The following is a 25279-nucleotide window of genomic DNA, read 5'->3' as shown; positions in this document are numbered from 1 at the left end:
TGCGGCCCTTCCTCCCCCAACGAAGGATGCTTGATGCCAACCGATGACACTGTGCTGTTCTCTGCAACCCGCCTGGGCGCGATCGCCATCGCCAACCGGGTGGTGATGGCCCCGCTCACCCGCAATCGCGCCCTGCCGGACCGCGTCCCTACGCCGCTGGCGGTCGAGTACTACGGGCAGCGCGCCAGCGCCGGGCTGATCATCGCCGAAGCGACACAGATCAGTCCGCTGGGCCAGGGTTACCTGGACACGCCGGGCATCTACAGCAGCGCACAGGTGCAGGGCTGGAAGGCCGTGACCGACGAAGTCCACGCCCGCGGCGGAAAGATCGTGCTGCAGCTGTGGCACGTCGGCCGCATCTCGCACACCAGCCTGCTGCCGGAAGGTGAGGTGCCGGTCGCGCCCAGCGCCATCCGCGCCGATGCGAAGACCTTTACCGCCAACGGTTTCGAAGACGTGTCCACACCACGCGCGCTCGCCCTGGACGAGATCCCGGCATTGATCGAGGACTACCGCAAGGCCGCGCACAACGCCATCGAAGCCGGCTTCGACGGTGTTGAAGTCCATGCGGCCAACGGCTACCTGATCGATCAGTTCCTGCGCGACGGCAGCAACAAACGCGAGGACGCCTACGGCGGCAGCATCGAGAACCGTACCCGCCTGTTGTTCGAAGTGGTCAGCGCAGTGGCCGACACGATCGGTGCGGCGCGCACCGGCGTGCGCCTGTCCCCCACTACCCCGGCCGGCGATGCCCACGACAGCGATCCGCAGCCGTTGTTCGAACGCGCCGTGGAACGCCTGGACGATATCGAGGGGCTGGCCTTCGTGCATGTCATCGAAGGGTCCACCGGCGGTGACCGGGACAATATCCCGTTCGACTACCCGGCCCTGCGTTCGCGTTTCGGCGGCGCATGGATCGCCAACAACGGTTACGACAAGACGCGTGCCGAAGCCGCGTTGGCATCGGGCTACACCGATGCGGTGGCGTTCGGTCGTGCCTTCATCGCCAATCCGGACCTGGTCGAGCGCCTGCGCCGCGACGCACCGCTGGCCGAGATCGACCAGGCCACCCTGTATGGCGGCGGTGCAAAGGGCTACACCGATTACCCGCCGCTGTGAGCAACACGGGCTGACAACTGTCCGGTGGGGAGACGACCGCCCGGCGGGTGACGACCGCCCGGTGGGTGACGACCGTTGGTCGTCACCTCCCCGACCGCAATCAGCGAACCACGGTGTCCTGCAGCTTCACATCCACCACCTGCAGCGGCTCGGCCGCGTTGCGACCCAGCTGCAGCTGGTAGTCACCAGCGGCAATCTTCCACTCCCGCGCGGTCGGATCGAAATCAGCCAGGGTCTTCGGCTCGGCTTCGATGCGGATCCGGCGCTGCTCACCCGGCTGCAGGCTGACTTTGTCGAAACCGACCAGGCGGATCGGCGTGGTGTGGCCCTGTGGCAGCTTCAGGTACAGCTGGGCAACATCGGCACCGGCACGCGCGCCGGTGTTGCGCACGTCCACGCTGGCGACCAGGCGCTGGCCTTCCACGCTCACCTGCAGGTTCTCGTAGGCGAAGCTGGAATAGGACAGGCCATGGCCGAAGGCGAAGGTCGGCACCAGGCCCTTGGCTGCAGCCCACTTGTAACCCACGTTGGCACCTTCGATATCGAAATCGAAGATGTCCACCGCCGGCTGCTTCGGGTTGAACCCCAGTCCCGGCACGTGCGGGCGCGGCAGCTGTGATTCGTCAACCACCCACGTCACCGGCAGGCGACCGGACGGATTGACCTTGCCGGTGAGCAGTGCGGCGATGCCCTCACCACCGCGGATGCCCGGATACCACGCCTGCAGCAGCGCCGGCACCTGGGCCAGCCACGGCGTACGCACCGGGCCGTTGGTTTCCAGCACCACCACGGTCTTCGGATTGGCCTTGGCCACCGCACTGATCAGCGCGTCCTGCTGGTCGGGCAGCTGCATGTCCGGCAGGTCGACCGATTCGGCCGACCACTGGGTGGCGAACACCAGGGCCACATCGGCCTGTGCGGCCGCGCGCGCGGCGGCCGCCGGATTGCGGCCATCCACATAGGTGATCTGGGCATCGGGCCGCTCGGCGCGCAGCGCTTCCAGCGGCGAAGACGGGTGGAAGATCACCGGACCCGGCCAGGTGGTCGGCATCACGCCCGGTACCGCATTGGTGCCCTTGGCGGTGATGCCCACCATCGACGAACCACCGCCGCCGATCACGCCCTTGTCGGCGTGACCGCCGATGATCACGATGCGCTTCACGCTGTCGGCCAGCGGCAACAGGTTGCCTTCGTTGCGCAGCAGCACGCTGCCCTCTTCCACCGTGCGCTGGGCCGCGGCGTAGCCGGCTTCCACGTCGATCGGCTGGTGCTGCGGCGGGTTGTCGAAGTTGCCATGCAGGAACATCGTGCGCAGGATACGCGACACCATGTCGTCCAACCGCGCCTGCGGCACCGTGCCACCGGCCACGGCCAGGCGCAGCGGCTGGTCGAAGAAGGTGGTGGCGTCGAACACTTCGCCGGCCGACTGCTGGTCCAGGCCGGCCAGCGCCGCCTTCGAGCCGCTGTGCACGCCGCCCCAGTCGGACATCACGAAACCGGGGAACTTCCATTCCTGCTTCAGCACCTGGTTCATCAGGTACGGATGTTCGCAGCCGTAGATGCCGTTGATCTTGTTGTAGGAACACATCGCCGAACCCGGCTTGCCGAGCTCGATGGCGATCTCGAAGGCCAGCAGGTCCGACTCGTGCATCGCCTGGTCGCCGATCTGCACGCTGTGGAAGTTGCGCCGCGTCTCCATGTCGTTGAGCGCGTAGTGCTTCATCGTGGAGATCACGTGCTGGCTCTGGATGCCGCGGATCGACTCACCCACGATCACCCCGCCCAGCAGCGGATCTTCACCGGCGTATTCGAAGTTGCGCCCGTTGCGCGGATCGCGCTGCAGGTTGACGCTGCCACCGAGCAGGATGTTGAAGCGCTGCTGCCAGGCTTCGCGACCCATCGTGGCGCCGCCGACATAGGCGATCAGCGGATTCCAGCTGGACGCCGTGGATGGACCGGACGGCATCGCGGTGGCGAAGTCACCCTTGCGGATGCCGCCGGGGTTGGTCACCCCTACGCCGGCATCGGCCGACTGCTGCGCCGGGATGCCCAGCCGCGCCACGCCGGGCACGAAGCCGGCCGAACCGACCGCGCCTTCCGGCAGCGGACCGCCGTCCTTGCCCAGCCCGAAGTAGCTGCGCAGCATCTGGAATTTTTCGTCCTGGGTCATCTCACCCAACAGCAGGCGGGTGCGCTCATCGGCGCCCAGCGTGGTGTCCATCCACGGCTGCGGCGGCGTCGCGCCCTGCGCATACGGCAAGGTCAGCAGTCGTGCCTGCAGCTTGCGACCCGCGCCATCGCGCAGGTCAAGCGTCGAGGCGCGGCCTTCAGCGAATCCGTTGCTGGCCACGCCGTCCACCGCGGTTGCGGCGAAGCCGTCGGCCCGCACCGCCTGCGACGCCAGCAGCACCGCCGGCGCCCCCAGGCGCGAGGACTTCAGCAGGGCCGGCAGTGCCGTCGCATCCGCACCGGCCTGCGCATACAGCGCCACCACATGACGGTCATCGGCCAGTCGCAGATAACCTCGGCCGATCTGGTCCGGACCGGACTCGGCCTGCACCGGGACACGGCTGAGGATCACCTGGCCCTGCGCAGTGCCTTGGGCATCCACCTCGGCCTGGACGAAGCGGTAGGCAAAGCCGAGCTGGTCAGCCAGCGTCTGCAGCGGATCGATCGCCCCGACCGCACGCTCCACGTCCAGCACCGTCACCACATCGGCCTGCACCGAGGTCAGCTGGGTGGCCAGCGAACCGACATCGGCGGCCTGCGGTGCCTTGTCCAGCGCCAACACAGTGAAGGAAGGCGTGGTATCGGCAGCGAAGGCCGGAACGGAGAGCGCCAGCGCAATGGCGGCGGAAAGGGAGAGCTGCTTTGTAATCGTTTTCATCGACAGACGTTTCAAACCCGATGCCTGCGCAGTCGGTCCTGGAAAGGGTGCCGCCGAAGGGAGCAGCGCTAGCCCGCGTACAGGCCTCGCCGAAGCGATGCTGCAGGGACCGGGGCGGAGCAGGCCTGCGCACGGACCCCTCCGTCCGGCGTGACAACCTGCTCCTGGACTGCGAGGCAATCCAACAGGTGAAGAGTGGTCGAGGGGGTTTGTTGCTGTCAACCTCCGTCGCATGCGGCGAAGGTCGCATGGACGACTGGAGCACGCCGCGTGCATCGGCTATTGTCGCGGATCGATCCAAGGAAGGAATCCGTCCATGTCACGTGCCCTGAGCAGCACCGCCCTCGCGCTCTCCCTGGTCGCCCTGGCCGCCTGCGGCTGGACCGCATGGCGCCAGCAGCGCGCGCAATCGCCCGACCAGGTGCTGCATGCCCGCGGACTCATCATCACCGACGCGAACGGCCAGGCGCGGTTGATCCTGGGCGCCCCGGTCCCCGATCCCACCACGGGCGGCAAGCCGCTGGGCCCGCGTGGCGCACCGTTGTCCGGCCTGGTACTGCTCGGCCCGGACGGCTCCGAACGCGGCGGCTATGGCACCTCGGACGTCGGCGGCGAAGCGATCCTGACCCTGGATGATGCCACCGGCGCCACCGAAGTCTTCAAGGTGGTCGCCAACCCGGACCGGGGTGCCACGCTGATGGTCAAGCACCAGAACAATACGGGCGCGATGCTGACCTCGTGGCAGGGCGCGCCCGAGCTGATGTTCGTGGACGATACCGGGCGCTCGTTCTACGTGCGGCCGGGGATGCCTTCGGCGCCGTAGGCGGTGGGTCGAACGGGTGAAACCCGTCGCGGGTGGCTTTGTTGCTGGCTACGTGCTCGGGGCCGGGCGGTGGGGCTGGGCGGGGAACGGCAAAAGCCGCTCCTGCGGGCCTCGTTTCGCGCCATCCATGGCGCGGGTCCACTTCATCGCATTCGCGCTGCCGCTCCCACGCTTTGCTGCGCAAACCGCGGGCCCCGTCTCACCACCACCCACACCCCGCCGCTTCGCGGCCGCCCCTGACTCAGGGGCTCACTCCACCCGACACAAACACGGCGCTCTGGTAGCGCCGACCCATGGTCGGCGGAATCCATCAGACCCCATTTCCCCACAAAATCCGCCGACCATGGGTCGGCGCTACCGAAGATTCCATGGCCGCCGTGGACCTGTCGAAAGGTGGGGCGGGGTGGCTGTGCAGGGCCGTCTTTTCGCATGGATGCGAAAAGCGAGCCTACAGGGACGTACCTGCGGCGTGTCCTGCACAGACACCCCGCCCCGCCAACACGCAGCCCTGCAGGCCGTTGACGTTGCCGTTGCTTCGGCTTGGAAAAGGGGGTGCCGGGCCGCAGGCCCGGCAAACCAGAACACACTCAGCGCGGCCCGAACATCAGTTCCAGGTCGTTGCCCTGCGGCAGCCCCGAACGACGCTGCACGTGCCCTTCAGCATCCTTGAACAGGATTCCCGGCGTGCCCTGGAAACCCATCTCGACCATCAACGCCTGGTTGGCATCCAGCTTGCGCGACGCATCGGCGCCGATCGCCACCGGCTTGATGCCGCCGCGGTCAAAGGCGTGCTCGTTCTCCAGCAGCGCAGCGCTCGGATTGGCCGCTTGCAGGATGGCCGCTGCCTTGCCCGGACTGTCTTCGCGGATCACGCCCACCATGATGTGGCGCAGTTGCACCTTGCCGGCATCCACCCACGGCCGCGCCGCATCCCAGAACTTGTGGCAGTAGGGACAGTTGGCATCGCTGAAGGTGTACACCACGCGCGGCGCGCTGGCCTTGCCGTCGGCGACCCAGGCACTGGATTGGAGCTGCGACCAGATCTTCTCGGTCATCGGCCCGGCCACCTTTTCGGTCAGCAGATCGCGCGCCACGTCATTGCCCTGCGCATCGAACAGGCTGCCCACCACCACATGCTTGCCATCGGGAGTCAGGTAAGCGGCGGCAGGCCGCTGGCCATTGACCACACCGGCAAACCCGCGCAGGCCGCCAGGCGCTTCGAACTCTGAAACCACTTCGAAACCGAGCTTCTGCAGGCCCTTGATCGGCGCCGGGACGCCGCTTGCGTCCCCATTGGCGCCCGCAGTCGCAGGCGTTGCCTGAGCCGCGTTTTTCGGCGCCTGCGCCTGGCCACAGCCGGACACCGCCAGCAGGATCGGCAACACCAGCGCCGCTGGTGCGGCGCGCAGATACGTGGAAAGCATGACAGCTCCTGATTGAATGCCCGCGCAGGCTACCGTAGCCGGCGCAGTTTGTGCTCGAGGCCTGCAGCGGTCAGTTCGCCCAGGTGCAGTTCGCGAAGCTGGCCTTCGCGGTCGAAGAACAGGGTACTCGGGTAGGCTTGCACGCCCATCGCCTCGGCCGTGCGCGCCGGCTCGTCCAGCAGCACGCCCTGCAGGCCCGGAGCATGCACGCGCAGGAATTCCTGCACCGTCTCCGCATCCTCGCCCTGGTTCACGAACAGGAAACGCACCTGCGGGTGCGCTCGCTGTGCCGCTGCCAATACCGGCATCTCGCGGATGCACGGCCCACACCAACTGGCCCAAAGGTTCACCACGACCGGGCTGCCCTGCCCTGCGGCCAATGCAACCGGTTGGCCACCCAGGTCGTGCAGCACCATCGCCGGCAGGCTGACCTGCCCTGCCTGCCAATGCTGCAGGCCAGCGGTGGCACCCCACCAACTGGCCGTGGCGAACAGCGCGGCAGCAATGACGGCCGGGCGCAGTGAAGGGTGCCGACGCAACTTCCACGCGCCCCAGCCAGCGGCACAGGCGAAGAATCCAATAGGGTCGAAGCCGCCATCACCGATGCGCAGGATCGATCCGGGATCGGCCAGGTACAACGGCGCGGCGCGCAGCACGAACACGACCCGTGCGGCCAGCAGCCCCAGCAGGAACATGTCCACCAGCAAGGCGGTGGCGGGCCGCCATGCCACGCCGGGCGGGCGCGGCCACAGGCGCGCGACCAGCAAAGCCAGCAGCAGGAAAGAGATGGCCAGTGCCACCGGCAGTGGCACTGGTCCCAGGCTCATCATCACAGGTGTGTCTTCAACGGATACTGTCCGGCAGGTTCAGCAGGAACGAGGGTCGTTCACCATCGCGGCCGCAGCAAGCCACTGGACAGGTGTCCATTCAGGCAGCGTGCCGGTCGACTGGTCGGAACGGGCTGCCCATCGGCGATGGGCCTGACTGCGCGGCGCGCTGCTTGCCCGCCACCATGCGCCGGTACGTTGCCGGGGTCATGCCGACGATACGCAGGAACAGACGGCGGAATGCGCTCTGGTCCGCATAACCGACGCCCCAGGCCACTTCATCGATGGCCCCGCCCAGTTGCAGCAGCAGCTGTGCCTTGGCAATGCGCAGCCGTTGGCAATACTCGATCGGGCGCAGCCCGGTTGCCTTCAGGAAGCGACGCTGCAGCGTACGCGGCTCCAGTCCGGAGGCCTGGCAGATCGCACCCAGCGTGGCACCGCGCGCGGCCGTGGTATGCAGCTAGCGCTGCGCCTTGAGCACGTCGCGATCTCCATGGGCGAAGTTGGCACTGAAGCGCTCCAGGTCCTGCTGGATGCCGGCAGGCACCACGATGCCCTGCTGGTGAGCCACCGCCGCCATCACGCCCTGGCCGTGCACCCGGTAAAGCAGGCGCAGGGCAAGGAATCGCCACGCTTGGGATCCGGTGACGGTCAGCAGGTCGCCGTCGTCCACCAGCAACCGTTCACTGGGAACCCAGCTTCCGCTCTGCGATGACAGCCCCGGGAAGCGGGTGGCGTCCACGCTGGCAACCGTCCGGCCAGCCAACAGTCCGGCGCGTGACAACACGCCGATTCCGTCATTCACCGCCGCCATCAGGCTTCCGCCGTCGTAGTGGGCGCTTAACCAGTCCAGCAGCACGGTTTCGTCACGGATCTGTCCGTTCTGGCTGACCTGCCCAGGCAGGGCGATGATCGCAGGCACGGTCGCATCCAGCATCTCCGCGCCGGCTACCCGCTGTGGTCCGCCACCATCGCTGGCCATGATCCAGCGCGACACCAGAATGCGTGCCGTATGCCGACCCTGTTGCTGCGCCAGCCGGTTTCCGACATGCGCCATCTCGGCCAGCATCGATGCAGCCGAAGGGTCAGCACCCGGGTATTCCACTACTGCGATTTCTGTCAGCTCGTTCTTGTTTGCGTCCATCAGCTCCTCCTCTTGCCTCCCGCGAACAGAGCCGCCGCCATTGACGGCGTGGCTCTTCGGTGGCTGCAGGTTAGGAATCGCGTACAGGCCGAGGCTATGAAGAAAGCTGCAAACTGCGTCAGAAGCCTTGCTTTTCAGTGGCTAGTGGCTCTAGACCTCACTCAAGGGTTGATGGTGGTCACATTCGGAGGGCTCTCTGGATAGGGGTCAACCCGTACGCCGTGCCAGCGCGCCTATCGATATCGTCCGCCGTTACGAGCGGCAACAGCTGTTACCGACCGGCCGACCGCCGCCGCGCTGCCTTCTGCCTGGAGAAAACAGGCGCGTTGCCGATGCTTTCGGCCGAACGCGGCGGTGGCGATGCGCCTGGGTTCGGTATCGGTGATCAGCAACGCACTTCGGCTGCGTTCGCAGCGGCTTCCGGGTGTCCGGATCGGCATGCAGAAAACTGCAATAAATGCTTGCCAACCCCAGTACCCATCGCTATGATTTCGCACCTCAGCGACGTGGGGCCATAGCTCAGCTGGGAGAGCGCCTGCATGGCATGCAGGAGGTCAGCGGTTCGATCCCGCTTGGCTCCACCAAACTTTCGGCATTAGGCCGTCGGAAGGTCGCGAATAAATTGATGAGCAATGCGTCCCCATCGTCTAGAGGCCTAGGACATCACCCTTTCACGGTGGCGACCGGGGTTCGAATCCCCGTGGGGACGCCACTCATCTGGACAACCGGGACCCGGACGAAACCGGGTCTTTTTTGTTCATCGCCTTCGGCCTTCACGGGCGTGGCGCTTGTCGGATCTTCACTTCGGTGGGTGTATCCTTCAATTGTCGAGAAGCTTCGAAAAAGCTTCCACAAACGTGAATAAGCCGGTATGATAGGCGGCTCGGTTACACGGGGCCATAGCTCAGCTGGGAGAGCGCCTGCATGGCATGCAGGAGGTCAGCGGTTCGATCCCGCTTGGCTCCACCACTTTCGACAATAGGCCGTCGAAGGTTCTACAACTTGAAGTTTTTCGTGCGTCCCCATCGTCTAGAGGCCTAGGACATCACCCTTTCACGGTGGCGACCGGGGTTCGAATCCCCGTGGGGACGCCAGTTTCAAAACGGGAACCTGACCCATCAGGCAACCGGGTTTCAATGGGGCCATAGCTCAGCTGGGAGAGCGCCTGCATGGCATGCAGGAGGTCAGCGGTTCGATCCCGCTTGGCTCCACCACTCCAGGCATTAGGCCGTCTGGATAGCAGTACAACTCAAGTTTTCGTGCGTCCCCATCGTCTAGAGGCCTAGGACATCACCCTTTCACGGTGGCGACCGGGGTTCGAATCCCCGTGGGGACGCCAATTCTGCAAAAACCCGGCTTCGGCCGGGTTTTTCTTTTCCTGCGCTAAGCTGCCTGCATGTGCTACTCCGCCCAGATCCGTGCCGACTACGCCAAACTGGTCCGCCACTACGGCGCGACGATGTCGCTGGAGGAATTCTCCCGCCTGTACACCTTCGACCCGGCCAAGAAGCGGCCGAAAACCCCGAAGGCGATGGACGATGGATTCCGCGGCGCGCGCACTGATGCCGGCCGCGATATCGTGGCGATGATCCAACAGTGGCATGCGCAGGAACAGACCGGGCTGGAAGCCGAACTGCGGCGCCAGCACGAGCGCCGCACCGTTGCCCAGGCCGCCGTGGCCAGCAAGCCCACGCAGAAGGCACGCAACGAACTGCGCATCGCCGGCAACCGCATCGAGCGTGCCCAGTCCCGCCTGGATGACCTGCAGCGCAGCCAGCAGCTGCCGCGCGACAATCGCATCTTTCCCGGCACGTATGCCCCGGTCATCGTGGCCGAAGACGGCCGGCGGGTGATCAAGCCGATGCGCTACCAATGCCGGCTGCCGGACAAGCCGGCGCGCAACGACGTGCTGTATCCGGGTACCTACAACGCACGCCGCGACAGCCTGGAAGGCTACTGGCGTGGCGCATTCGGCCATCGCCACGGCGTGGTGGTGGTGCAGTCGTTCTACGAGCACGTACCGCGCAAGGGCTTGCCGCTGCAGTCCGGCGATGACGAGAGCGACGTGGTGCTGGAGTTCCAGCCACGGCCACGCCGCGACCTGCTGGTCGCCTGCCTGTGGGCGGAGTGGGAAGGCCCCGAAGGCCGCCTGCTGTCGTTTGCGGCGGTAACCGACGAGCCACCGCGCGATGTCGCCGCCACCGGGCACGATCGCGGCATCGTACCGATACGCGAAGCCCATCTGGATGCATGGCTGAACCCGGATCCCACCGACCTGGCCGCGCAGTACCGGATCCTGGATGACCGCGAAGACATCGAATACGCCTGGAGCGAAGCGGCTTGAGGCCTACCCGTGGCGCGCGGTTTTGTTTACACTACGCGGCCACGCTGCCGGTGTGGCGGAATGGTATACGCAGCTGACTCAAAATCAGCCGGGGGTGACCCCATGAAGGTTCGAGTCCTTTCACCGGCACCAGCAACAAGAAAAAGCCAGGCCACGTGCCTGGCTTTTTCATTCGTAGCGTAGGTGACGACGACCGTTGGTCGTCACGTTCTCCGCCACAGCCGCCAGCTCACCCAGCCGCCATGTCCCAGCGTGGCCCCCAGCAGCGCCACCACCGCCCAGCGCAGCACGCTGGCCAGTTCCACGTGCAGCGCCGCCCCCTGCACCTGCTCAAGCAACAGCCAACCCAGCACCGCGGCCATCCACGCCGCTGCCGCAGGTCCATACGCACGAAGCACTTCCCGATCCCAACCTGCCATGCCGTTCCCCGGTGTCTCTGAAGGTGCGGGCAGTGTCCCCTGCCCCGCTCTCACCGGCTGAGACCTTCACGCACCGATCAGTCACTTTCCGGTGGCGAAGCCAGGCCCATCGGTTCGGACTGCACGTTGTTGCGTCCGGCCGCCTTGGCCCGGTAACACTGCACGTCGGCCGCGGCCACCGCTTCGTCCACGCTCATCCCGGTGTTGATCGAGGCGATGCCGATGCTCACCCCGACCTTGATGCGGTGCTGCTCCCACGGGATGGACAGCCCGCCGATGGTATGCAGCAGCTCGCCGGCGATCCGTCGCGCCCGGCGCAGCGAACAACCCGCCAGGATCACTGCGAATTCGTCGCCACCCAGCCGGGCCACCACGTCCGAATCACGCACGCCATGGCGCAGCACGTTGGCCACCGCCCACAGCACCGCATCGCCGGCCAGATGCCCCCAGGTATCGTTGACCGGCTTGAACTGGTCCAGGTCGATGAACATCAGCGAGGCGGCCTGCCCGGTACGATCCACGTGGGCGATGGCCTGCTGCAGGTGCGCTTCGAAACCGCGCCGGTTGACCAGGTCGGTCAGCGGATCCATCTCGGCCAGCTGTCGCGCCTCGCGCTGCCGCGCGCGCAGCTGGGTCACATCGCGTATCACCCACACCGCACCGCGCAGCGCGCCCGCATCGTCATGCAGCCAGGCCTGGGAGACATCCACCGGCATGTTCTCCCCGTCCTGCACCAGCAGCAGGTCCGAATGCAGGTCCACTGCGTTGCTTTCCGGATCCAGCAGAACCGATATATCCAGCGGTGAGAGCGGTGCATATTCGGTGGTCAGCTGCATCATCTCCCCCACGTGGCGGCCGTGCAGCGGGGCGCCCTCTGGCCCGCCCAGCGCACGCACCGCAGCCGCGTTGGCATGTTCGATGCGCCCGTCCAGGTCCACGCTCAGCACCAGGTCGGTCACCGCATCCAGGGTGATCCGGCTGCGCTGCTCGGCCTGCAGCACGCGCTGTTCGCTGGCGTGCTGGGCGGTGACATCCTGGATCTGCGATACGAAATGCAGCGGATCGCCCTGCTCGCTACGCACCAGCGACACCGAAAGACGCGTCCAGATGACGTTGCCCTCGCGGCCGATGTAGCGCTTTTCCAGGTGATAATGCGCGCGCTCGCCGCGCAACAGGCCCTGCACCATGGCCAGGTCGGTGTCCAGGTCGTCGGGGTGGGTCAGGCGCTGGAAATCGACCTGCAGCAGCTCATTGCGCGAATAGCCCATGATCCGGCACAGCGCATCGTTGACGTCCAGCCAGCGCCCTTCCAGCGACACCAGCGCCATGCCCAGCGCCGCGCTGGTGAACGCACCGGCGAATTTCTCTTCCGCCAGGCGTGCCTCGGCGCGGGCCTGCAACACCTCGGTGATGTCGGTAGCCATGCCGACGAAGCCGGTGATCTCCCCCCGTGCGTCGGCCAGGGCACTGATCGACAGCCGCACCTGGCGGGGCTGGCCGTCCTTGCGCAGGAAGGTCCACTGCCGTGAAAAAGTGTGCTCGCGTGCCCTCGCGCTGAGTATCGAAAACAGGTCCCCTCCCGCTGCTTCGTCGGCCGGCAGGGTCCGCAGGAACGCATCTGCTTCTTCGCCCTGGTGGAACAGCACCGGGCTGGCGACGCCCACCACTTCATCGGCCCGGTAGCCCAGCAGGCGTTCGGCACCGGAGTTGAACAGCGTGATCGAGCCCTGCTCATCGGTGACGATGACCGCCACTTCATCGGACGAATCGACGATCGACTGCAGCCGCTGGCGCGCACCCGCCACGTCCTGGCGTGCCTGTTGCAGATCGGTCACATCGGCGTGCGCCCCGGCCATCCACAGCGGCGCCCCGTCCGCATCCCATTCGCAGACCCGGCCGCGGTCCTGCACCCATACCCAGTGGCCATTGCGGTGGCGCATCCGCACCAGGCACTCGTAGAACGGCGTCTGGCCGGCAAAATGCGCCTGCAGCTGGACATCGGAACGTTGCAGGTCATCGGGATGGACCAGACGCTCGAAGGTATCGGAGCAGATGGGTTGCAGTTCCTCCAGCGTGTAACCGACGATCTCGGCCCAGCGCGCGTTGACCTGCATGTGGCCGGTCGCCGGACTCCACTCCCAGGTGCCAGCCGCGCTGCCATCGATGATCATGCGCAGCCGGCGGACCTGCTCAAGCGCCTGCTCCAGCTGCGCCTGCAGATCGATGGGGGGACGGGCGGACAGGTCGTTCATCGGAGCACCGCGCGCACCCACGCGCAGGCCTGTCGCGTGCCTGCGCACGGGGACCTGGTCGACACGCCTGCAGAACTGACCGCCATGGCCCTCCCGGCATCTGGCCCGGGCCTCATCGGCCCCCTCATCGCCCAGTGTGCGCAATCACGGGGCGCTGCGTAAGCCCCCCCCGTCCCAGATCGCCGGAAAGGGCTCGGCCGGACACTGCGGGCCGGCCTGTCGGCCCTGCCTCAGCTGCGCTTGGCGCGGGCGAAGGCGTCGGCCAGCGCATTGTTGGCAGGGGCCGCCGTGCTGCCAGGACGCCCGCCGCCGCCATTGCCACGCGGCTGGCCCGGACCGCGGCCGCCTCCGTCGCGGCGCGCCGGGTTGCCCGCCCCTGGACGCTCTTCGCGCGAACCCGGGCGGCTGGTGGATTGCCCCGGCGTATCGTCCAGGCGGCGGGTCAGGGCGATGCGCTTGCGCGCCACGTCCACCTCCAGCACCTTGACCTTGACGATGTCACCGGCCTTGACCACATCGCGCGGATCCTTGACGAAGGTGTCCGACAGCGCCGAGATGTGCACCAGTCCGTCCTGATGCACGCCGATGTCGACGAACGCGCCGAACGCCGCCACGTTGCTCACCACGCCTTCCAGGATCATCCCTTCGCGCAGGTCCTTGATGTCCTCCACGCCCTCGGCGAAGCGGGCGGCCTTGAACTCCGGACGCGGATCGCGGCCGGGCTTCTCCAGCTCCTTCAGGATGTCACGCACGGTCGGCACGCCAAAGGTTTCGTCGGTGAACTGTTCGGCCTTCAGCCCGCGCAGGAAGCTGCCATCGCCGATCAGCGCCTTGATCGGGCGGGCAGTGGCGGCCACGATGCGCTCCACCACCGGATAGGCTTCCGGATGCACCGAGGAAGCGTCCAGTGGCTGGTCGCCATCGGCGATGCGCAGGAAGCCGGCGCATTGCTCAAAGGTCTTTTCGCCCAGGCGCGGCACCTTGAGCAGGTCCTTGCGGCGCTTGAACGGTCCGTTGTCGTCGCGGTGCCGCACGATGTTCTCGGCCACGGTGGAGGACAGCCCGGACACCCGCGCCAGCAGTGCGGCAGAGGCGGTGTTGACATGCACGCCGACCGCGTTGACACAGTCTTCCACGCGCGCTTCCAGCGCCCGCGCCAGACGGTACTGGTCCACGTCATGCTGGTACTGGCCGACACCGATCGCCTTCGGCTCGATCTTCACCAGCTCGGCGAGCGGGTCCTGCAGGCGGCGTGCGATGGACACCGCGCCACGGATCGACACGTCCAGGTCCGGAAACTCCCTGGCTGCGAATTCCGAGGCCGAATACACCGATGCACCGGCCTCGCTGACCACGATCTTCTGCAGCGTGGTGCTGCCCATGGCGGCGATCACTTCGCCGGCCAGCTTGTCGGTTTCGCGGCTGGCGGTACCGTTGCCGATCGCGATCAGTTCCACGTTGTGCTTCAGGCACAGGTGCTTGAGCGACTGCAGCGACTGCTCCCACTGCCGGCGCGGCTCGTGCGGGTAGATGGTGTCGGTGGCCACCAGCTTGCCGGTGGCATCCACCACCGCCACCTTGCAGCCGGTGCGGATGCCCGGATCCAGCCCGAGCACGGTTTTCGGTCCGGCCGGTGCGGCCAGCAGCAGGTCTTTCAGGTTGTCACCGAACACGGTGATCGCCTCGGCTTCGGCCTTTTCGCGGGCCTGGTTGAACAGGTCCAGCAGCAGGTGCATGTGCAGCTTGGCGCGCCAGGTCAGGCGGCAGGCATCGAGCAGCCAGCGATCAGCCGCACGGCCCTTGTCGCTGATGCCGGCCCTGAACGCGACACGCCCTTCGCCGTACTGATGCCCGGCCTCGGCATCGGTGCCCGGGTCCAGTTCAAGGTGCAGGATTTCCTCGCGGCGCGCGCGGAACAGCGCCAGCAACCGGTGGGAGGGAATCTTCGCCAGCGCTTCGGCATGCTCGAAATAGTCGCGGTACTTGGCGCCTTCGTTCTCCTTGCCCTCGGCCACGCGGGCGCGGATCACGCCGTTTTCGGACAGCCAGCTGCGAAGTTCACCCACCAGAGCAGCATCTTCGCCCCAGCGCTCCATCAGGATCGCGCGTGCGCCTTCCAGCGCGGCCTTGGTGTCGGCCACGCCCTTTTCGGCATCGATGAAGGCTTCGGCGAACAGCTTGGGATCGCGTGCCGGGTCAGCCAGCAGGCCATCGGCGAGCGGCTCCAGTCCGGCCTCGCGGGCAATCTGCGCGCGGGTGCGGCGCTTGGTCTTGTACGGCAGGTACAGGTCTTCCAGCCGGCTCTTGGTGTCAGCGGCCAGGATGTCCCCGCGCAGAGCGTCGGTCAGCTTGCCCTGCTCGTCGATGCTGGCCAGCACCGCAGCGCGCCGGTCTTCCAGTTCACGCAGGTAGGTCAGGCGCGATTCGAGATTGCGCAGCTGGGTGTCGTCCAGCCCGCCGGTGACTTCCTTGCGGTAGCGTGCGATGAACGGGACGGTGGCGCCTTCGTCCAGCAACGCGATGGCGGCACGCGCCTGGGCAGCCTGGGCACCGATTTCATCGGCGATGGTCTGGGCAATCTGCTGGGCAAGCTTGGTATCTGACATTGCGTCCGGCCGTGGCCTTGATGCGGAAAGATCCCATTCTGGCCCCGCACGGCTGGCACGGGAAGTCGTTGACAGCGGCGTGGCAGGCGGGGCAGGAATCCTGCCGGCGCCGACATCCTTGCGTGAGGCTGGGATGTCGGCGCGGACACGCCCTCGATGCGTGTCCAGGCCTGTCAGTGCGATCAGCGGTAGTGGCGTGCGGCGTGCTGCATGACGATGTCGTCGCGCAGGCTCTCCAATGCCATCAACCGGACCTTGCCCACGCCCTGCAGTTCCATGAACCGCTCGGTATAGATCTCCGGCCCCAGCGCGGTATCGGCGCGGGATTTGCTGAAGCCATAGGGCATCACGCCCTTGTCGCCGTCCTTGCTACCACCGACATATAGAACAATTGCCATGTGATGTGTTCTCCAGGTTACGTACTGCGTCTTGAACCAGGTGGCCGCTGCAGTACTGCCTTCACGACCGCCTGAGTGCAGCTTAGCGCGCCCAAGCTGACTCAGATGTCATCAATGGTAATGACGACCGGTTGCATGGAAATGACGGACGATCCACGCGAAATCATGACGTTTTTTTAACGCCACGCTAACCTGCTGATCACCTTTGCCGTCGTTCGCCCGACGCTGACGCGACCGCCCGGCGGCGTTGCCGTCAGGGCCACCAGCCGTGGCCGAAGCGTGCGTAGTGGTCGGCGGCGCGTTCGAATGGATTGCGCACGCTCACCCCGCCGCACAGCAGGTAGACCGGCAGGTACAGCGGCCCCAGCACCAGGTACTGGTAAACGTGCGCGCGCTCGTGGTCATCCAGCCGGATCGTCGGCTCCACCCCTCGTCCGGCACGGTGCGCGTAGGTATGGCAGGCCACTTGCAGGTCGCCGCCGGTATGCAGGATGACGTTGCCCAGGGTGATCGCCCCGCCCGGCCCCCACGGCCACTGCTGGAACACCAAGGCACAGTCGCTTCCGCTCCAGCGCACGCGGGCGCCGGCCAGCAAGCCAAGCGCGCCGGCGGCCAAGCCGATCAGCGTGTTGGGCGAGGTCCACAGCGCGCCGAGGAGCTGCAGCGCGCGCAACCAGGAGGGCGCCGGGATCAGTCGGCTTCGTTGGGGATCAGCAGCCACAGGATCAGGTAGACCAGGATGCCCGGGAAGGCCGCCGAGGCGATGGAGACCACCACGAACAGGATGCGCAGCAGGGTCGGGCTCCAGCCGAAGCGGTGCGCGATGCCGCCGATCACCCCGGCGATCATGCGGTCGTTTAGCGAGCGCGACAGGGAACGAGGCGGGATGGCATTCATGGCAGCGGCTCCGATGGTCTGGATACTACCCTAGCCAACCCACTGTCTACGCCATGCGTGGGCGGCACGGGCCATTCAGCCAGCGCGCGCCAGCAGCCAGTCGTGCAGCGTCGCCGGCACTTCGCGCTGGGCGCGGCCGGATACGTAGATACCGATGTGCCCGCCGCGGAAACTGGATTCGGTGTAATCGGTCGTGCCCAGCCGCCCGCGCAGCGCACGCGAGGCATCCGGCGGCACCAGATGGTCCTGCTCGGCATACAGGTTCAGCACCGGCAACGTGATCTGCGACAGGTCCACGGCGTGCTCGCCGATGCGCACCGTCCCCTTGACCAGGCCGTTGTTCTGGTAGAACTGCTTGATGAACTCACGGAAGGCTTCGCCGGCCAGGTCGGGCGAATCGAAGATCCACTTCTCCATGCGCAGGAAGTCCTCCAGCGCAGCCTTGTCATCCAGGATGTCGAGCAGGCCGACGTACTTCTGCACGTTGAGGCGAAACGGCTTGAGCATCAGGTAACTGCTGTTCATCAGGTCGGCTGGGATGTTGCCCAGCGTGTCCACCAGCAGGTCCACGTCCACCTGGCGCGCCCAATGCGACAGCATGTTGTCGGCGGTATGGAAATCGACCGGCGTGACCATGGTGACCAGGTTGGCCAGCTTGGCCTGGCGCAGCGCGGCGTAGCACAGCGCGAACACACCGCCCTGGCAGATGCCGAGCATGTCCACCGGCCCGCCGCTGCGCGCGTGCAATGCATCCACCGCGCCGTCGATGTAGCGCAGCAGGTAATCTTCAAGGGTGAGGTAGCGCTCGGAGCGGTCCGGGTAGCCCCAGTCCAGCACGTAGACGTCATGTCCCAGCGCCAGCAGCTTCTGCACCAGCGACCGGTCGGCCTGCAGATCCACCATGTACGGCCGGTTGACCAGAGCGTAGACGATCAGCAATGGCCGGGCATGCACCGGCGGCTGGTCGCCCACGAACCGGTACAGCACCACCTTGCCGTCGCTCCAGACCGCCTCGCGCGCGGTGGCGCCGTAATCCACGTCCTCCACCGATGGCAGCAGCTGCAGGCCCTCCATCAGCTTGCGCTGCATGGCCAGGGTCTCCTGCATCAGGTCGTCGGCGTTGAATCCCAGCGGGCCTTTCATGCGCGCGGCTTCCGGACGCGCGGCTTGGCCGGCTTGGCCGCTTTCGCAGGCTTGGCCGTGGGGGCCACTGCGCTGGTTGCACGCGAAGCGCGCTTGCGTGCCCGCGGCACCACCTTGGCGACCGCCGGTTGCACTGCATCCGCCCAGTCGTCGCTTCCCGCAGCCGAGGCCGGGGCACGCAGCAGCGGCTCCACGCTGGCCTGCAGGCGGCGCAGCTGACGCTCCAGTTCGGCGATGCGCTTGTGCGCGGCATCCATTTCGGTCCGCGTCGGCAGACCGACGCGTTCGCTCAGCTGCTCCACTTCGTGCTGCACGGCCGAACGCAGGCGCATCTGCGCATTGCCCAGCGAGGCGAACACCTGCTGGAAGCTCTCCGACAGCGCCACCTTCGCGTAAGCCTCCTCGGCCACTTCGATCCACAGGTCGAACATCGCCCGTGCGCTGGTCAGCTGGCTTCCCGGCGACTCGTGTTCGGCGAGCCGCTGCTCGAACAGTGCGAACGCCGCGTCCAGCGCCTGCTGGATCTGCGCGACATACTCCCTGGAATGGCCCTGGAACGCCTGCTGGGCCTGCAGCAGCTTCTGCCAGCGCGCCTGGTGTTCGCGCGCCGGGCCGAATGCCGGACTCTGCAGCCACGGCGCCAGGCGCTCCTGCCACTGCTCCAGCACGGCCACTACATCGTCCATGCCGCCGCCGGCGCCGGTACTCCCGTGCGCGCCCTGCAGCATCCAGTGCAGCAGGCTTTCGCCCTTGCCCTGCCCCATCACCGCATCGCGCCAGGCCTGGGCCACTTCCGCACTGCTGGCATCGCGGCCGGCAAACCGTGAGGCCACCTGCTGCATCGTGCCGTACCAGCCGCCGGCCTGTTCGCGGAACCGATGCAGCGCATCGTCCGCTGGGCCGGGGCCGCGCTCGGGCAGCAGCTGCGCCCACCAGCCCAGGACCTGCTTCCACTCACCCGGATCGGTGCCACCGGCACCGCCCTGGCGCAGCGAATCCCCCCACGCGCCGTAGTACTGGCGCGCAAGAGCCTCGAAATCCATGCTGCCGGGCTGGTTGGTTGATCCGCTCATGCCGATACCTGCGTCATGGCTTGGGGATGTGCAGAGTCTTGCTGATCATCAGCGACCCGGACAGCGCGAACAGCAGCACCAGCGGATGCAGCTGCCACGGACCCAGCTGCCACTGGCCCAGCCACAGTTGCTGACCGATGCCGCCGGTGGCCGCGGCAATGGCCAGGACGATCACCAGCAGCAGGCTGCTCGGGATCGGCGTGCCTTCGAAATACGGCACCTTGTCACCGCCATCGGACAGCGCCTCGGCGGTCACGTTGTAGCGCGCCAGGCGGCTGACGCCGCAGCAGACGAAGTAGCTCAGCACCAGCCAGTCCCAGCCACCCTGCATGCCGCAGGCATACGCCAGCGCGGCCGGCGCCACGCCGAAGGAGATGACATCGGACAATGAATCCAACTCACGGCCAAGGGTGGAGCTCGACTTGCGCCAGCGCGCGATGCGCCCGTCCAGCGCATCGAAGATGAAAGCCAGCGGTATCAGCGCCATGCCGAACAGCAGGTAGCCGTGTGCCCCGTCCTGCAGGAAGCGCATCGCCGCGAACACCGCGCCGGTGCCGCAGAAGGCGTTGGCCAGGGTGAACCAGTCGGCCAGCTGGAACTCGCGCAGCATCGAGAAGTGTCGTTTCATGAAGGCTCACGGGCAGCAGTGGGCTACAGGGTACGCGAGGGCGCGCAAAGGCAACAGCGGCGCGGGAGTGGCGCATTCACCCGCCCATCACGGATCATCACATGCGGTCAATTTTTGGCCACCCATCTTGACAGCGTTGCCCGACGGGGGCGAACAGCGGTTATCCACAAAGTTGCTCACCAACAATCCACACCCCCTGTGGACAACCTGCGCCACTGAGGTGGCGCAGGTTGTCCGCGCATGCCGTACATCCCCCCGCCTTCGGCGCGCCCCCTTTGGAGGGGGCTTTCCATCTGACAGACCGCGGTATGAAGTAGTTCTAGCGAAAGCCCTTCGGATTCGGCTCGTGGCGCAGGTTGTCCGCGCATGCCGTACATCCCCCGCCTTCGGCGCGCCCCCTTTGAAGGGGGCTTTCCATCTGACAGACCGCGGTATGAAGTAGTTCTAGCGAAAGCCCTTCGGATCCGGCTCGTGGCGCAGGTTGTCCGCGCATGCCGTACATCCCCCGCCTTCGGCGCGCTGGACTCGGTAGCGCCGAGCCATGCTCGGCGGTGCTGCCCGCGCCCTTCAGATCCGGCTGTAGCTCCAGGACTGCATCCGGCCGTCCCGGTAGGGCATCACGCCATGGAAGGCGCGCGGATCGGTGTCAAACACCAGCGGCAGGAAATGGCGATCGCCTTCCCACATCGGCAGGCTGTCCAGCTTGTCCACGTCCACCCACTCCAGCGTGCCTTCGTGGTTGCCGCCGTGCGGGGTGCCCTCGTAGGCATCGACCACGAACACGAACCCGAACCAGTCCTCGCCGTGCTTGCCGAAACCCGGCCAGCTGATGGTGCCGCGCAGCTGCATCGAGGTGCAATCGATCCCCGCCTCTTCCTGGATCTCCCGGCGCATGCCGGTGGCGACGTCTTCGTCCGGCTCTACCTTGCCACCCAGTCCGTTGTACTTGCCCAGGTGATGGTCACCCGGCCGCGTGTTGCGGTGGATCATCAGCACCTGGCGACGATCAGGGGACAGCACGTAGCCCAGGGTGGCGACGATGGGGGTGTACGGCATGCGCGGGTCCAGCAACGGGTGAGCCGCTGATTATGTCCGATCAGGGCACGATCGACAGACGCTTCTCAGCGCTGGCTGCCGGTTCCGTGCCGTGGTCCCGGACCAGCGTGGCCACGCCGTGGCCGCGTTCGGCCAGGTAATCCAGCCACTTGCCCAGGAAGGTGTTCATGCGCATGCGGTGGCTGATCAGCTCGGCCGGCGGCGGATACATTCCCACCACGTCCTGCCAGCGTCGGCCCACGTAGCAGTGCGTGGTCTCGGCCTGCCGGGCGTCGCGGTACAACCGGATGTAAGCCGAAGGGTCCGGCTGCCCGGTGACCGGATCGCACAGGTCGTAGGTAAGCCGCAGCTCCACCGTATAGGCGTGGCGGGCGATCACGTCCAGGCGGACATCCAGCCCATCACCAACCGAGGAAACATAGCTGCCAACCTCCAGGTCACCGGGCGCGAACAGGCGCACCAGGTGCCGGTGGTTTTCAGCGTACAGGCCCATCAACCAGCTGAGCCGGCTGAGACGGGGAATGCGTTCGGCGAGGGGACGGGCTTGGGCCATGCCTCGATCCTACACAAAGCGGACACGCCGCGGCAGCTTGTGCGGCCCCCATGTTGGGCGCACGATCAGGGTTGGCACCGCTTTGGTGGGTGACGGCCCCCGCTTCGGTGGGTGACGGCCGTTGGTCGGCACGCTTTTCCCCCTCAATACAACTCGCGCCGCAGTCCCAGCGTCGCCAGCACCTTGCTGGAAATCTCCTCGATCGAGGTATGCGTGGTGCTCAGCGTCGGCACCCGCTCCAGCTGGAACATGCGCTCGGCGATGGCCACTTCGCGGCGGCAGGTTTCGGCGGCCGCATAGCGCGAGTTCGGCCGGCGTTCCTGGCGTATCTGCTGCAGCCGCTCCGGATCGATGGTCAGCCCGAACAGCTTGCGGCGGTAATTGCGCAGGCGCGGCGGCAGCTGCTCGGTCTCCAGGTCTTCGTCGGTCAGCGGGTAATTGGCCGCGCTGACCCCGTAATGCAGCGCCAGGTAGATGCAGGTCGGGGTCTTTCCCGCCCGCGAGACGGCCACCAGGATCACGTCGGCATCGTCGTAGTTCACCGCGATGCCGTCATCGTGGCTCAGCGCGAAGTTCATCGCGTTGATCCGGCGGTGATAGGTCTCGAAGTCGACCATGCCGTGCGCCTGGCCCACCCGCGACAAGCGCGGCGAGGACAACTCGGCCTCCAGCCGTTCGATGAAAGGCGCGAAAACGTCCAGCATCAGCGCCCCGCTGCTGGCCAGGATCACGCTCAGGCTCTGGTCCACGCAGGAGTTCACCACGATCGGCCGGACCTGGTAGCGCTCCCCGGCCGCCTGGATCCGGGCACAGGCCTCGGCGGCTTTTTCCGGGTCGTCTATGAACGACATCCGGTCGGTGATGAAGCTGAATCCGGAGAACTGGGTGAGCAGGCTATGCCCAATGGTTTCAGCGGTGATACCGGTTCCATCGGAGACATAGAACACCGGTCGGATGGTCGTCATATGCGCATTTTCCCAGTCCGAAACTTAAAACAGCTGCTGTCACAAGCTTGTGCCGACGGCAGTCCGACCGGCATCATAGCGGCTTCTTCCTACGGACGCGGCCATTCCCAGCCCGCCTCGGGCGATGGCCAAACGGAGCATCGCGCTTGAACGAGAATATCCTGTGGTTGCACGAACTGCGCTTGGCCGACCTGGCCCGCGTGGGTGGAAAAAATTCGTCGCTGGGCGAAATGATCGGCAACCTCGCCGGTCTCGGGGTGTCCGTGCCCGGGGGCTATGCCACGACCTCCGAAGCCTTCAAGGACTTCATCGCCCATAACGATCTGTCCAAGCGCATTTTCGACAAGCTGGCCACGCTGGATGTCGAAGACGTTGCCGCACTGACCGCTGCCGGCAAGGAAATCCGTGGCTGGGTCATCGACGCGCCGCTGCAGCCGCAGCTGGACCAGGACATCCGCACGGCGTATGCGCAGCTGAGCGCTGAGAACGGCGGCGGCGACATCGCCGTGGCCGTGCGCTCCTCGGCCACCGCCGAAGACCTGCCCGATGCATCCTTCGCCGGCCAGCAGGAGACCTTCCTCAACGTGACCGGCGCCGACGATGTCGTGCTGAAGGTCAAGGAAGTATTCGCCTCGCTGTACAACGACCGCGCCATCGCCTACCGCGTGCACCACGGCTTCAAGCACGAGGATGTTTTCCTGTCCGCCGGCGTGCAGCTGATGGTGCGTTCGGGCGTCGGTTCATCCGGCGTGCTGTTCACCCTGGACACCGAATCCGGCTTCCGCGACGTGGTCTTCGTGACCTCCTCGTTCGGCCTCGGCGAGATGGTCGTGCAGGGTGCGGTGAACCCGGACGAGTTCTACGTCTACAAGCCCACCTTGAATGCCGGCAAGCCGGCGATCCTGCGCCGTTCGCTGGGCAGCAAGGCGATCCGCATGGTGTATTCGGACGTCCCCGGTGAGCGCGTGCGCATCGAAGACACCCCGGCCGACCTGCGCAGCACCTTCTCGATCAGCGACGAAGACGTGCAGGAACTGTCCAAACAGGCGCTTGTCATCGAAAAGCACTACGGCCGTCCGATGGACATCGAGTGGGCCAAGGACGGTGTCAGCGGCAAGCTGTTCATCGTGCAGGCGCGCCCGGAAACGGTGAAGTCGCGCAGCCACGCCACGCAGATCGAGCGTTTCGCGCTGAGCCAGAAGGACGGCAAGGTGCTGGCCGAAGGCCGCGCCGTGGGTGCCAAGATCGGTGCCGGCACCGCCCGCGTGGTCAAGACGCTGGACGACATGGCCCGCGTGCAGCCCGGCGACGTGCTGATCGCCGACATGACCGACCCCGATTGGGAGCCGGTGATGAAGCGGGCCTCGGCCATCGTCACCAACCGCGGTGGCCGCACCTGCCACGCCGCGATCATCGCGCGTGAGCTCGGTGTACCGGCCGTGGTCGGTTCGGGCAACGCCACCCAGCTGATCCAGGATGGCCAGCAGGTCACTGTCAGCTGCGCCGAGGGTGACACCGGCTTCATCTACGAAGGCATCCTCGAGTTCGAACGCACCACCACCGATCTCGGCAACATGCCCCCGGCGCCGCTGAAGATCATGATGAACGTGGCCAACCCGGAACGCGCGTTCGACTTCGGCCAGCTGCCGAACGCGGGCATCGGCCTGGCGCGTCTGGAAATGATCATCGCCAGCCACATCGGCATCCATCCGAATGCGCTGCTGGAATATGACCGCCAGGACATGGCGACGAAGAAGAAGATCGACGAGAAGATCGCCGGCTACAAGGATCCGGTGAGCTTCTACGTGGACCGCCTGGCCGAAGGCATCGCCACCCTGACCGCGTCGGTGGCCCCGAACCCGGTGATCGTGCGCCTGTCGGACTTCAAGTCCAACGAGTACGCCAACCTGATCGGCGGCACCAACTACGAACCGCACGAAGAAAACCCGATGATCGGCTTCCGCGGCGCCAGCCGTTATGTCGACCCGAGTTTCTCCGCTGCCTTCGCGCTGGAATGCAAGGCCGTGCTGCGCGTGCGCAACGAGATGGGCCTGGACAACCTGTGGGTCATGATTCCGTTCGTGCGCACGCTGGAAGAAGGCCGCAAGGTCGTCGAGGTGCTGGAACAGAATGGCCTCAAGCAGGGCGAGAACGGCCTGAAGATCATCATGATGTGCGAGGTGCCGTCCAACGCGCTGCTCGCCGATGAGTTCCTGGAGATCTTCGATGGCTTCTCCATCGGCTCCAACGACCTGACCCAGCTGACCCTGGGCCTGGATCGTGACTCCTCGATCGTCGCGCACCTGTTCGACGAGCGGAACCCGGCGGTCAAGAAGCTGCTGTCGATGGCGATCAAGGCCGCCCGCGCCAAGGGCAAGTACGTCGGCATCTGCGGACAGGGTCCGTCCGACCACCCGGACCTGGCCGAGTGGCTGATGCAGGAAGGCATCGAATCGGTGTCGCTGAACCCGGACACCGTGGTCGACACCTGGCTGCGGCTGGCCAAGTTGAAGCAGGCCGGCTGACGGTAGTGACGGCCGCTGGCCGTCACGCTTCTACAGGATCTTTACCGCTTCACCGGCATACTCGTGCCACACACACAAGCCCCGCCTATGCGGGGCTTGTTGTTTCCAGCGCCCGCCCAGGAGACCGCATGTCCGCCGCCGCCCCCACGCCCGATCCCCTCCTCTTATACCCCTCTCCGAGCCCACGCGACCCCTG

At 66.4% G+C, this 25279-nt stretch carries 19 protein-coding genes, 7 tRNA genes and 1 pseudogene; 11 read left to right on the top strand and 16 right to left on the bottom strand.

Features of this window, described 5'->3' with window-relative positions; translation table 11 throughout:
• Nucleotides 1–33 precede the first annotated feature (33 nt).
• Nucleotides 34–1119: an alkene reductase gene (locus CXG43_RS14775; RefSeq protein WP_101100611.1), complete on the top strand. Its 1086-nt coding sequence runs from the start codon at nucleotides 34–36 to the stop codon at nucleotides 1117–1119.
• 100 nt (nucleotides 1120–1219) lie between these two features.
• Here CXG43_RS14775 and CXG43_RS14770 read toward each other — a convergent pair whose 3' ends face one another.
• Entirely contained in the window at nucleotides 1220–4006 is a 2787-nt protein-coding gene (locus tag CXG43_RS14770; RefSeq protein ID WP_101100610.1) for a glycoside hydrolase family 3 C-terminal domain-containing protein, read from the bottom strand.
• 316 nt (nucleotides 4007–4322) lie between these two features.
• Here CXG43_RS14770 and CXG43_RS14765 point away from each other — a divergent pair, with 316 nt between their 5' ends.
• Complete coding sequence (locus CXG43_RS14765) at nucleotides 4323–4829, top strand: hypothetical protein (RefSeq protein ID WP_101100609.1); 507 nt, start codon at nucleotides 4323–4325, stop codon at nucleotides 4827–4829.
• 587 nt (nucleotides 4830–5416) lie between these two features.
• Here CXG43_RS14765 and dsbG read toward each other — a convergent pair.
• The 3 genes and pseudogenes from dsbG to CXG43_RS14750 form a co-directional block, all read right to left on the bottom strand.
• Entirely contained in the window at nucleotides 5417–6253 is an 837-nt protein-coding gene (gene dsbG, locus CXG43_RS14760) for a thiol:disulfide interchange protein DsbG (RefSeq protein WP_101100608.1), read from the bottom strand.
• A 29-nt stretch (nucleotides 6254–6282) separates the two neighbouring features.
• Nucleotides 6283–7080 (bottom strand): TlpA disulfide reductase family protein, encoded by a 798-nt coding sequence (locus CXG43_RS14755; protein ID WP_332870921.1) that lies wholly within the window; start codon nucleotides 7078–7080, stop codon nucleotides 6283–6285.
• 100 nt (nucleotides 7081–7180) lie between these two features.
• Nucleotides 7181–8224: pseudogene (locus CXG43_RS14750) on the bottom strand (helix-turn-helix domain-containing protein).
• 508 nt (nucleotides 8225–8732) lie between these two features.
• Between CXG43_RS14750 and CXG43_RS14740 the strand changes: the two are divergent.
• The 8 genes from CXG43_RS14740 (at nucleotide 8733) to CXG43_RS14705 (ending at nucleotide 10700) form a co-directional block, all read left to right on the top strand.
• Nucleotides 8733–8808: transfer RNA gene (locus tag CXG43_RS14740), tRNA-Ala, on the top strand.
• A gap of 52 nt (nucleotides 8809–8860) precedes the next feature.
• Nucleotides 8861–8936 (top strand) — tRNA-Glu (locus CXG43_RS14735).
• A gap of 181 nt (nucleotides 8937–9117) precedes the next feature.
• A tRNA-Ala gene (locus CXG43_RS14730) sits at nucleotides 9118–9193 on the top strand.
• Between the two features lie 49 nt (nucleotides 9194–9242).
• A tRNA-Glu gene (locus tag CXG43_RS14725) sits at nucleotides 9243–9318 on the top strand.
• A gap of 44 nt (nucleotides 9319–9362) precedes the next feature.
• Nucleotides 9363–9438, top strand: a tRNA-Ala gene (locus tag CXG43_RS14720).
• A 49-nt stretch (nucleotides 9439–9487) separates the two neighbouring features.
• Nucleotides 9488–9563 (top strand) — tRNA-Glu (locus CXG43_RS14715).
• 57 nt (nucleotides 9564–9620) lie between these two features.
• Entirely contained in the window at nucleotides 9621–10568 is a 948-nt protein-coding gene (locus CXG43_RS14710) for an SOS response-associated peptidase family protein (protein ID WP_101100606.1), read from the top strand.
• A gap of 46 nt (nucleotides 10569–10614) precedes the next feature.
• Nucleotides 10615–10700, top strand: a tRNA-Leu gene (locus CXG43_RS14705).
• Nucleotides 10701–10771: 71 nt separating this feature from the next.
• On the opposite strand, the gene CXG43_RS19195 is transcribed toward CXG43_RS14705, so the two are convergent.
• From CXG43_RS19195 to CXG43_RS14650, 12 genes are all read right to left on the bottom strand, one after another.
• Nucleotides 10772–10987: a hypothetical protein gene (locus CXG43_RS19195; RefSeq protein ID WP_157825215.1), complete on the bottom strand. Its 216-nt coding sequence runs from the start codon at nucleotides 10985–10987 to the stop codon at nucleotides 10772–10774.
• Nucleotides 10988–11064: 77 nt separating this feature from the next.
• Nucleotides 11065–13239 carry a PAS domain S-box protein gene (locus CXG43_RS14700; RefSeq protein WP_101100605.1) on the bottom strand — a complete coding sequence of 725 codons (2175 nt, stop codon included), beginning with the start codon at nucleotides 13237–13239 and terminating at the stop codon, nucleotides 11065–11067.
• Between the two features lie 230 nt (nucleotides 13240–13469).
• The gene (locus CXG43_RS14695) at nucleotides 13470–15845 is read right to left on the bottom strand and encodes a Tex family protein (protein ID WP_101100604.1); all 2376 of its coding nucleotides are present in this window, start codon (nucleotides 15843–15845) and stop codon (nucleotides 13470–13472) included.
• A 182-nt stretch (nucleotides 15846–16027) separates the two neighbouring features.
• Nucleotides 16028–16243, bottom strand: coding sequence for a hypothetical protein (locus CXG43_RS14690; protein WP_042613926.1), 216 nt, complete (start codon nucleotides 16241–16243; stop codon nucleotides 16028–16030).
• A gap of 253 nt (nucleotides 16244–16496) precedes the next feature.
• Entirely contained in the window at nucleotides 16497–16937 is a 441-nt protein-coding gene (locus tag CXG43_RS14685; RefSeq protein ID WP_101100663.1) for a hypothetical protein, read from the bottom strand.
• Nucleotides 16934–17131, bottom strand: a complete 198-nt coding sequence (locus tag CXG43_RS14680) for a PspC domain-containing protein (RefSeq protein ID WP_182655822.1) — start codon at nucleotides 17129–17131, stop codon at nucleotides 16934–16936. Before CXG43_RS14680 ends, CXG43_RS14685 begins: the two co-directional genes overlap by 4 nt.
• A gap of 84 nt (nucleotides 17132–17215) precedes the next feature.
• Nucleotides 17216–18283: a class III poly(R)-hydroxyalkanoic acid synthase subunit PhaC gene (locus tag CXG43_RS14675; protein ID WP_101100602.1), complete on the bottom strand. Its 1068-nt coding sequence runs from the start codon at nucleotides 18281–18283 to the stop codon at nucleotides 17216–17218.
• Nucleotides 18280–19356, bottom strand: coding sequence for a class III poly(R)-hydroxyalkanoic acid synthase subunit PhaE (gene phaE / locus CXG43_RS14670; RefSeq protein WP_101100601.1), 1077 nt, complete (start codon nucleotides 19354–19356; stop codon nucleotides 18280–18282). Before phaE ends, CXG43_RS14675 begins: the two co-directional genes overlap by 4 nt.
• Nucleotides 19357–19369: 13 nt before the next feature.
• On the bottom strand, nucleotides 19370–19984 hold the full coding sequence (locus CXG43_RS14665) for a CDP-alcohol phosphatidyltransferase family protein (protein ID WP_101100600.1): 615 nt from the start codon (nucleotides 19982–19984) through the stop codon (nucleotides 19370–19372).
• A gap of 567 nt (nucleotides 19985–20551) precedes the next feature.
• Entirely contained in the window at nucleotides 20552–21040 is a 489-nt protein-coding gene (locus CXG43_RS14660; RefSeq protein ID WP_101100599.1) for an 8-oxo-dGTP diphosphatase, read from the bottom strand.
• A 40-nt stretch (nucleotides 21041–21080) separates the two neighbouring features.
• Nucleotides 21081–21593 carry a DUF1249 domain-containing protein gene (locus CXG43_RS14655; RefSeq protein WP_042613920.1) on the bottom strand — a complete coding sequence of 171 codons (513 nt, stop codon included), beginning with the start codon at nucleotides 21591–21593 and terminating at the stop codon, nucleotides 21081–21083.
• Between the two features lie 143 nt (nucleotides 21594–21736).
• The gene (locus tag CXG43_RS14650; protein ID WP_042613919.1) at nucleotides 21737–22558 is read right to left on the bottom strand and encodes a pyruvate, water dikinase regulatory protein; all 822 of its coding nucleotides are present in this window, start codon (nucleotides 22556–22558) and stop codon (nucleotides 21737–21739) included.
• Between the two features lie 146 nt (nucleotides 22559–22704).
• Here CXG43_RS14650 and ppsA point away from each other — a divergent pair, with 146 nt between their 5' ends.
• Nucleotides 22705–25083, top strand: a complete 2379-nt coding sequence (gene ppsA, locus CXG43_RS14645; protein ID WP_101100598.1) for a phosphoenolpyruvate synthase — start codon at nucleotides 22705–22707, stop codon at nucleotides 25081–25083.
• Nucleotides 25084–25279: the final 196 nt, after the last annotated feature.

The sequence above is a fragment of the Stenotrophomonas sp. Bg11-02 genome, assembly GCF_002836635.1.
Lineage (GTDB): Bacteria > Pseudomonadota > Gammaproteobacteria > Xanthomonadales > Xanthomonadaceae > Stenotrophomonas > Stenotrophomonas lacuserhaii.
The sequence above is the reverse complement of the archived record's forward strand: the minus strand, read 5'-3'. Positions and strand labels throughout refer to the sequence as shown.

Bases quoted from the DNA above. Each gene is read 5' to 3' on its own strand.
- CXG43_RS14775 (WP_101100611.1), top strand. From the start codon at position 34: ATGCCAACCGATGACACTGTGCTGTTCTCTGCAACCCGCCTGGGCGCG.
- CXG43_RS14770 (WP_101100610.1), bottom strand. From the start codon at position 4,006: ATGAAAACGATTACAAAGCAGCTCTCCCTTTCCGCCGCCATTGCGCTG.
- CXG43_RS14765 (WP_101100609.1), top strand. From the start codon at position 4,323: ATGTCACGTGCCCTGAGCAGCACCGCCCTCGCGCTCTCCCTGGTCGCC.
- dsbG (WP_101100608.1), bottom strand. From the start codon at position 6,253: ATGCTTTCCACGTATCTGCGCGCCGCACCAGCGGCGCTGGTGTTGCCG.
- CXG43_RS14755 (WP_332870921.1), bottom strand. From the start codon at position 7,080: ATGAGCCTGGGACCAGTGCCACTGCCGGTGGCACTGGCCATCTCTTTC.
- CXG43_RS14710 (WP_101100606.1), top strand. From the start codon at position 9,621: ATGTGCTACTCCGCCCAGATCCGTGCCGACTACGCCAAACTGGTCCGC.
- CXG43_RS19195 (WP_157825215.1), bottom strand. From the start codon at position 10,987: ATGGCAGGTTGGGATCGGGAAGTGCTTCGTGCGTATGGACCTGCGGCA.
- CXG43_RS14700 (WP_101100605.1), bottom strand. From the start codon at position 13,239: ATGAACGACCTGTCCGCCCGTCCCCCCATCGATCTGCAGGCGCAGCTG.
- CXG43_RS14695 (WP_101100604.1), bottom strand. From the start codon at position 15,845: ATGTCAGATACCAAGCTTGCCCAGCAGATTGCCCAGACCATCGCCGAT.
- CXG43_RS14690 (WP_042613926.1), bottom strand. From the start codon at position 16,243: ATGGCAATTGTTCTATATGTCGGTGGTAGCAAGGACGGCGACAAGGGC.
- CXG43_RS14675 (WP_101100602.1), bottom strand. From the start codon at position 18,283: ATGAAAGGCCCGCTGGGATTCAACGCCGACGACCTGATGCAGGAGACC.
- phaE (WP_101100601.1), bottom strand. From the start codon at position 19,356: ATGAGCGGATCAACCAACCAGCCCGGCAGCATGGATTTCGAGGCTCTT.
- CXG43_RS14665 (WP_101100600.1), bottom strand. From the start codon at position 19,984: ATGAAACGACACTTCTCGATGCTGCGCGAGTTCCAGCTGGCCGACTGG.
- CXG43_RS14660 (WP_101100599.1), bottom strand. From the start codon at position 21,040: ATGCCGTACACCCCCATCGTCGCCACCCTGGGCTACGTGCTGTCCCCT.
- CXG43_RS14655 (WP_042613920.1), bottom strand. From the start codon at position 21,593: ATGGCCCAAGCCCGTCCCCTCGCCGAACGCATTCCCCGTCTCAGCCGG.
- CXG43_RS14650 (WP_042613919.1), bottom strand. From the start codon at position 22,558: ATGACGACCATCCGACCGGTGTTCTATGTCTCCGATGGAACCGGTATC.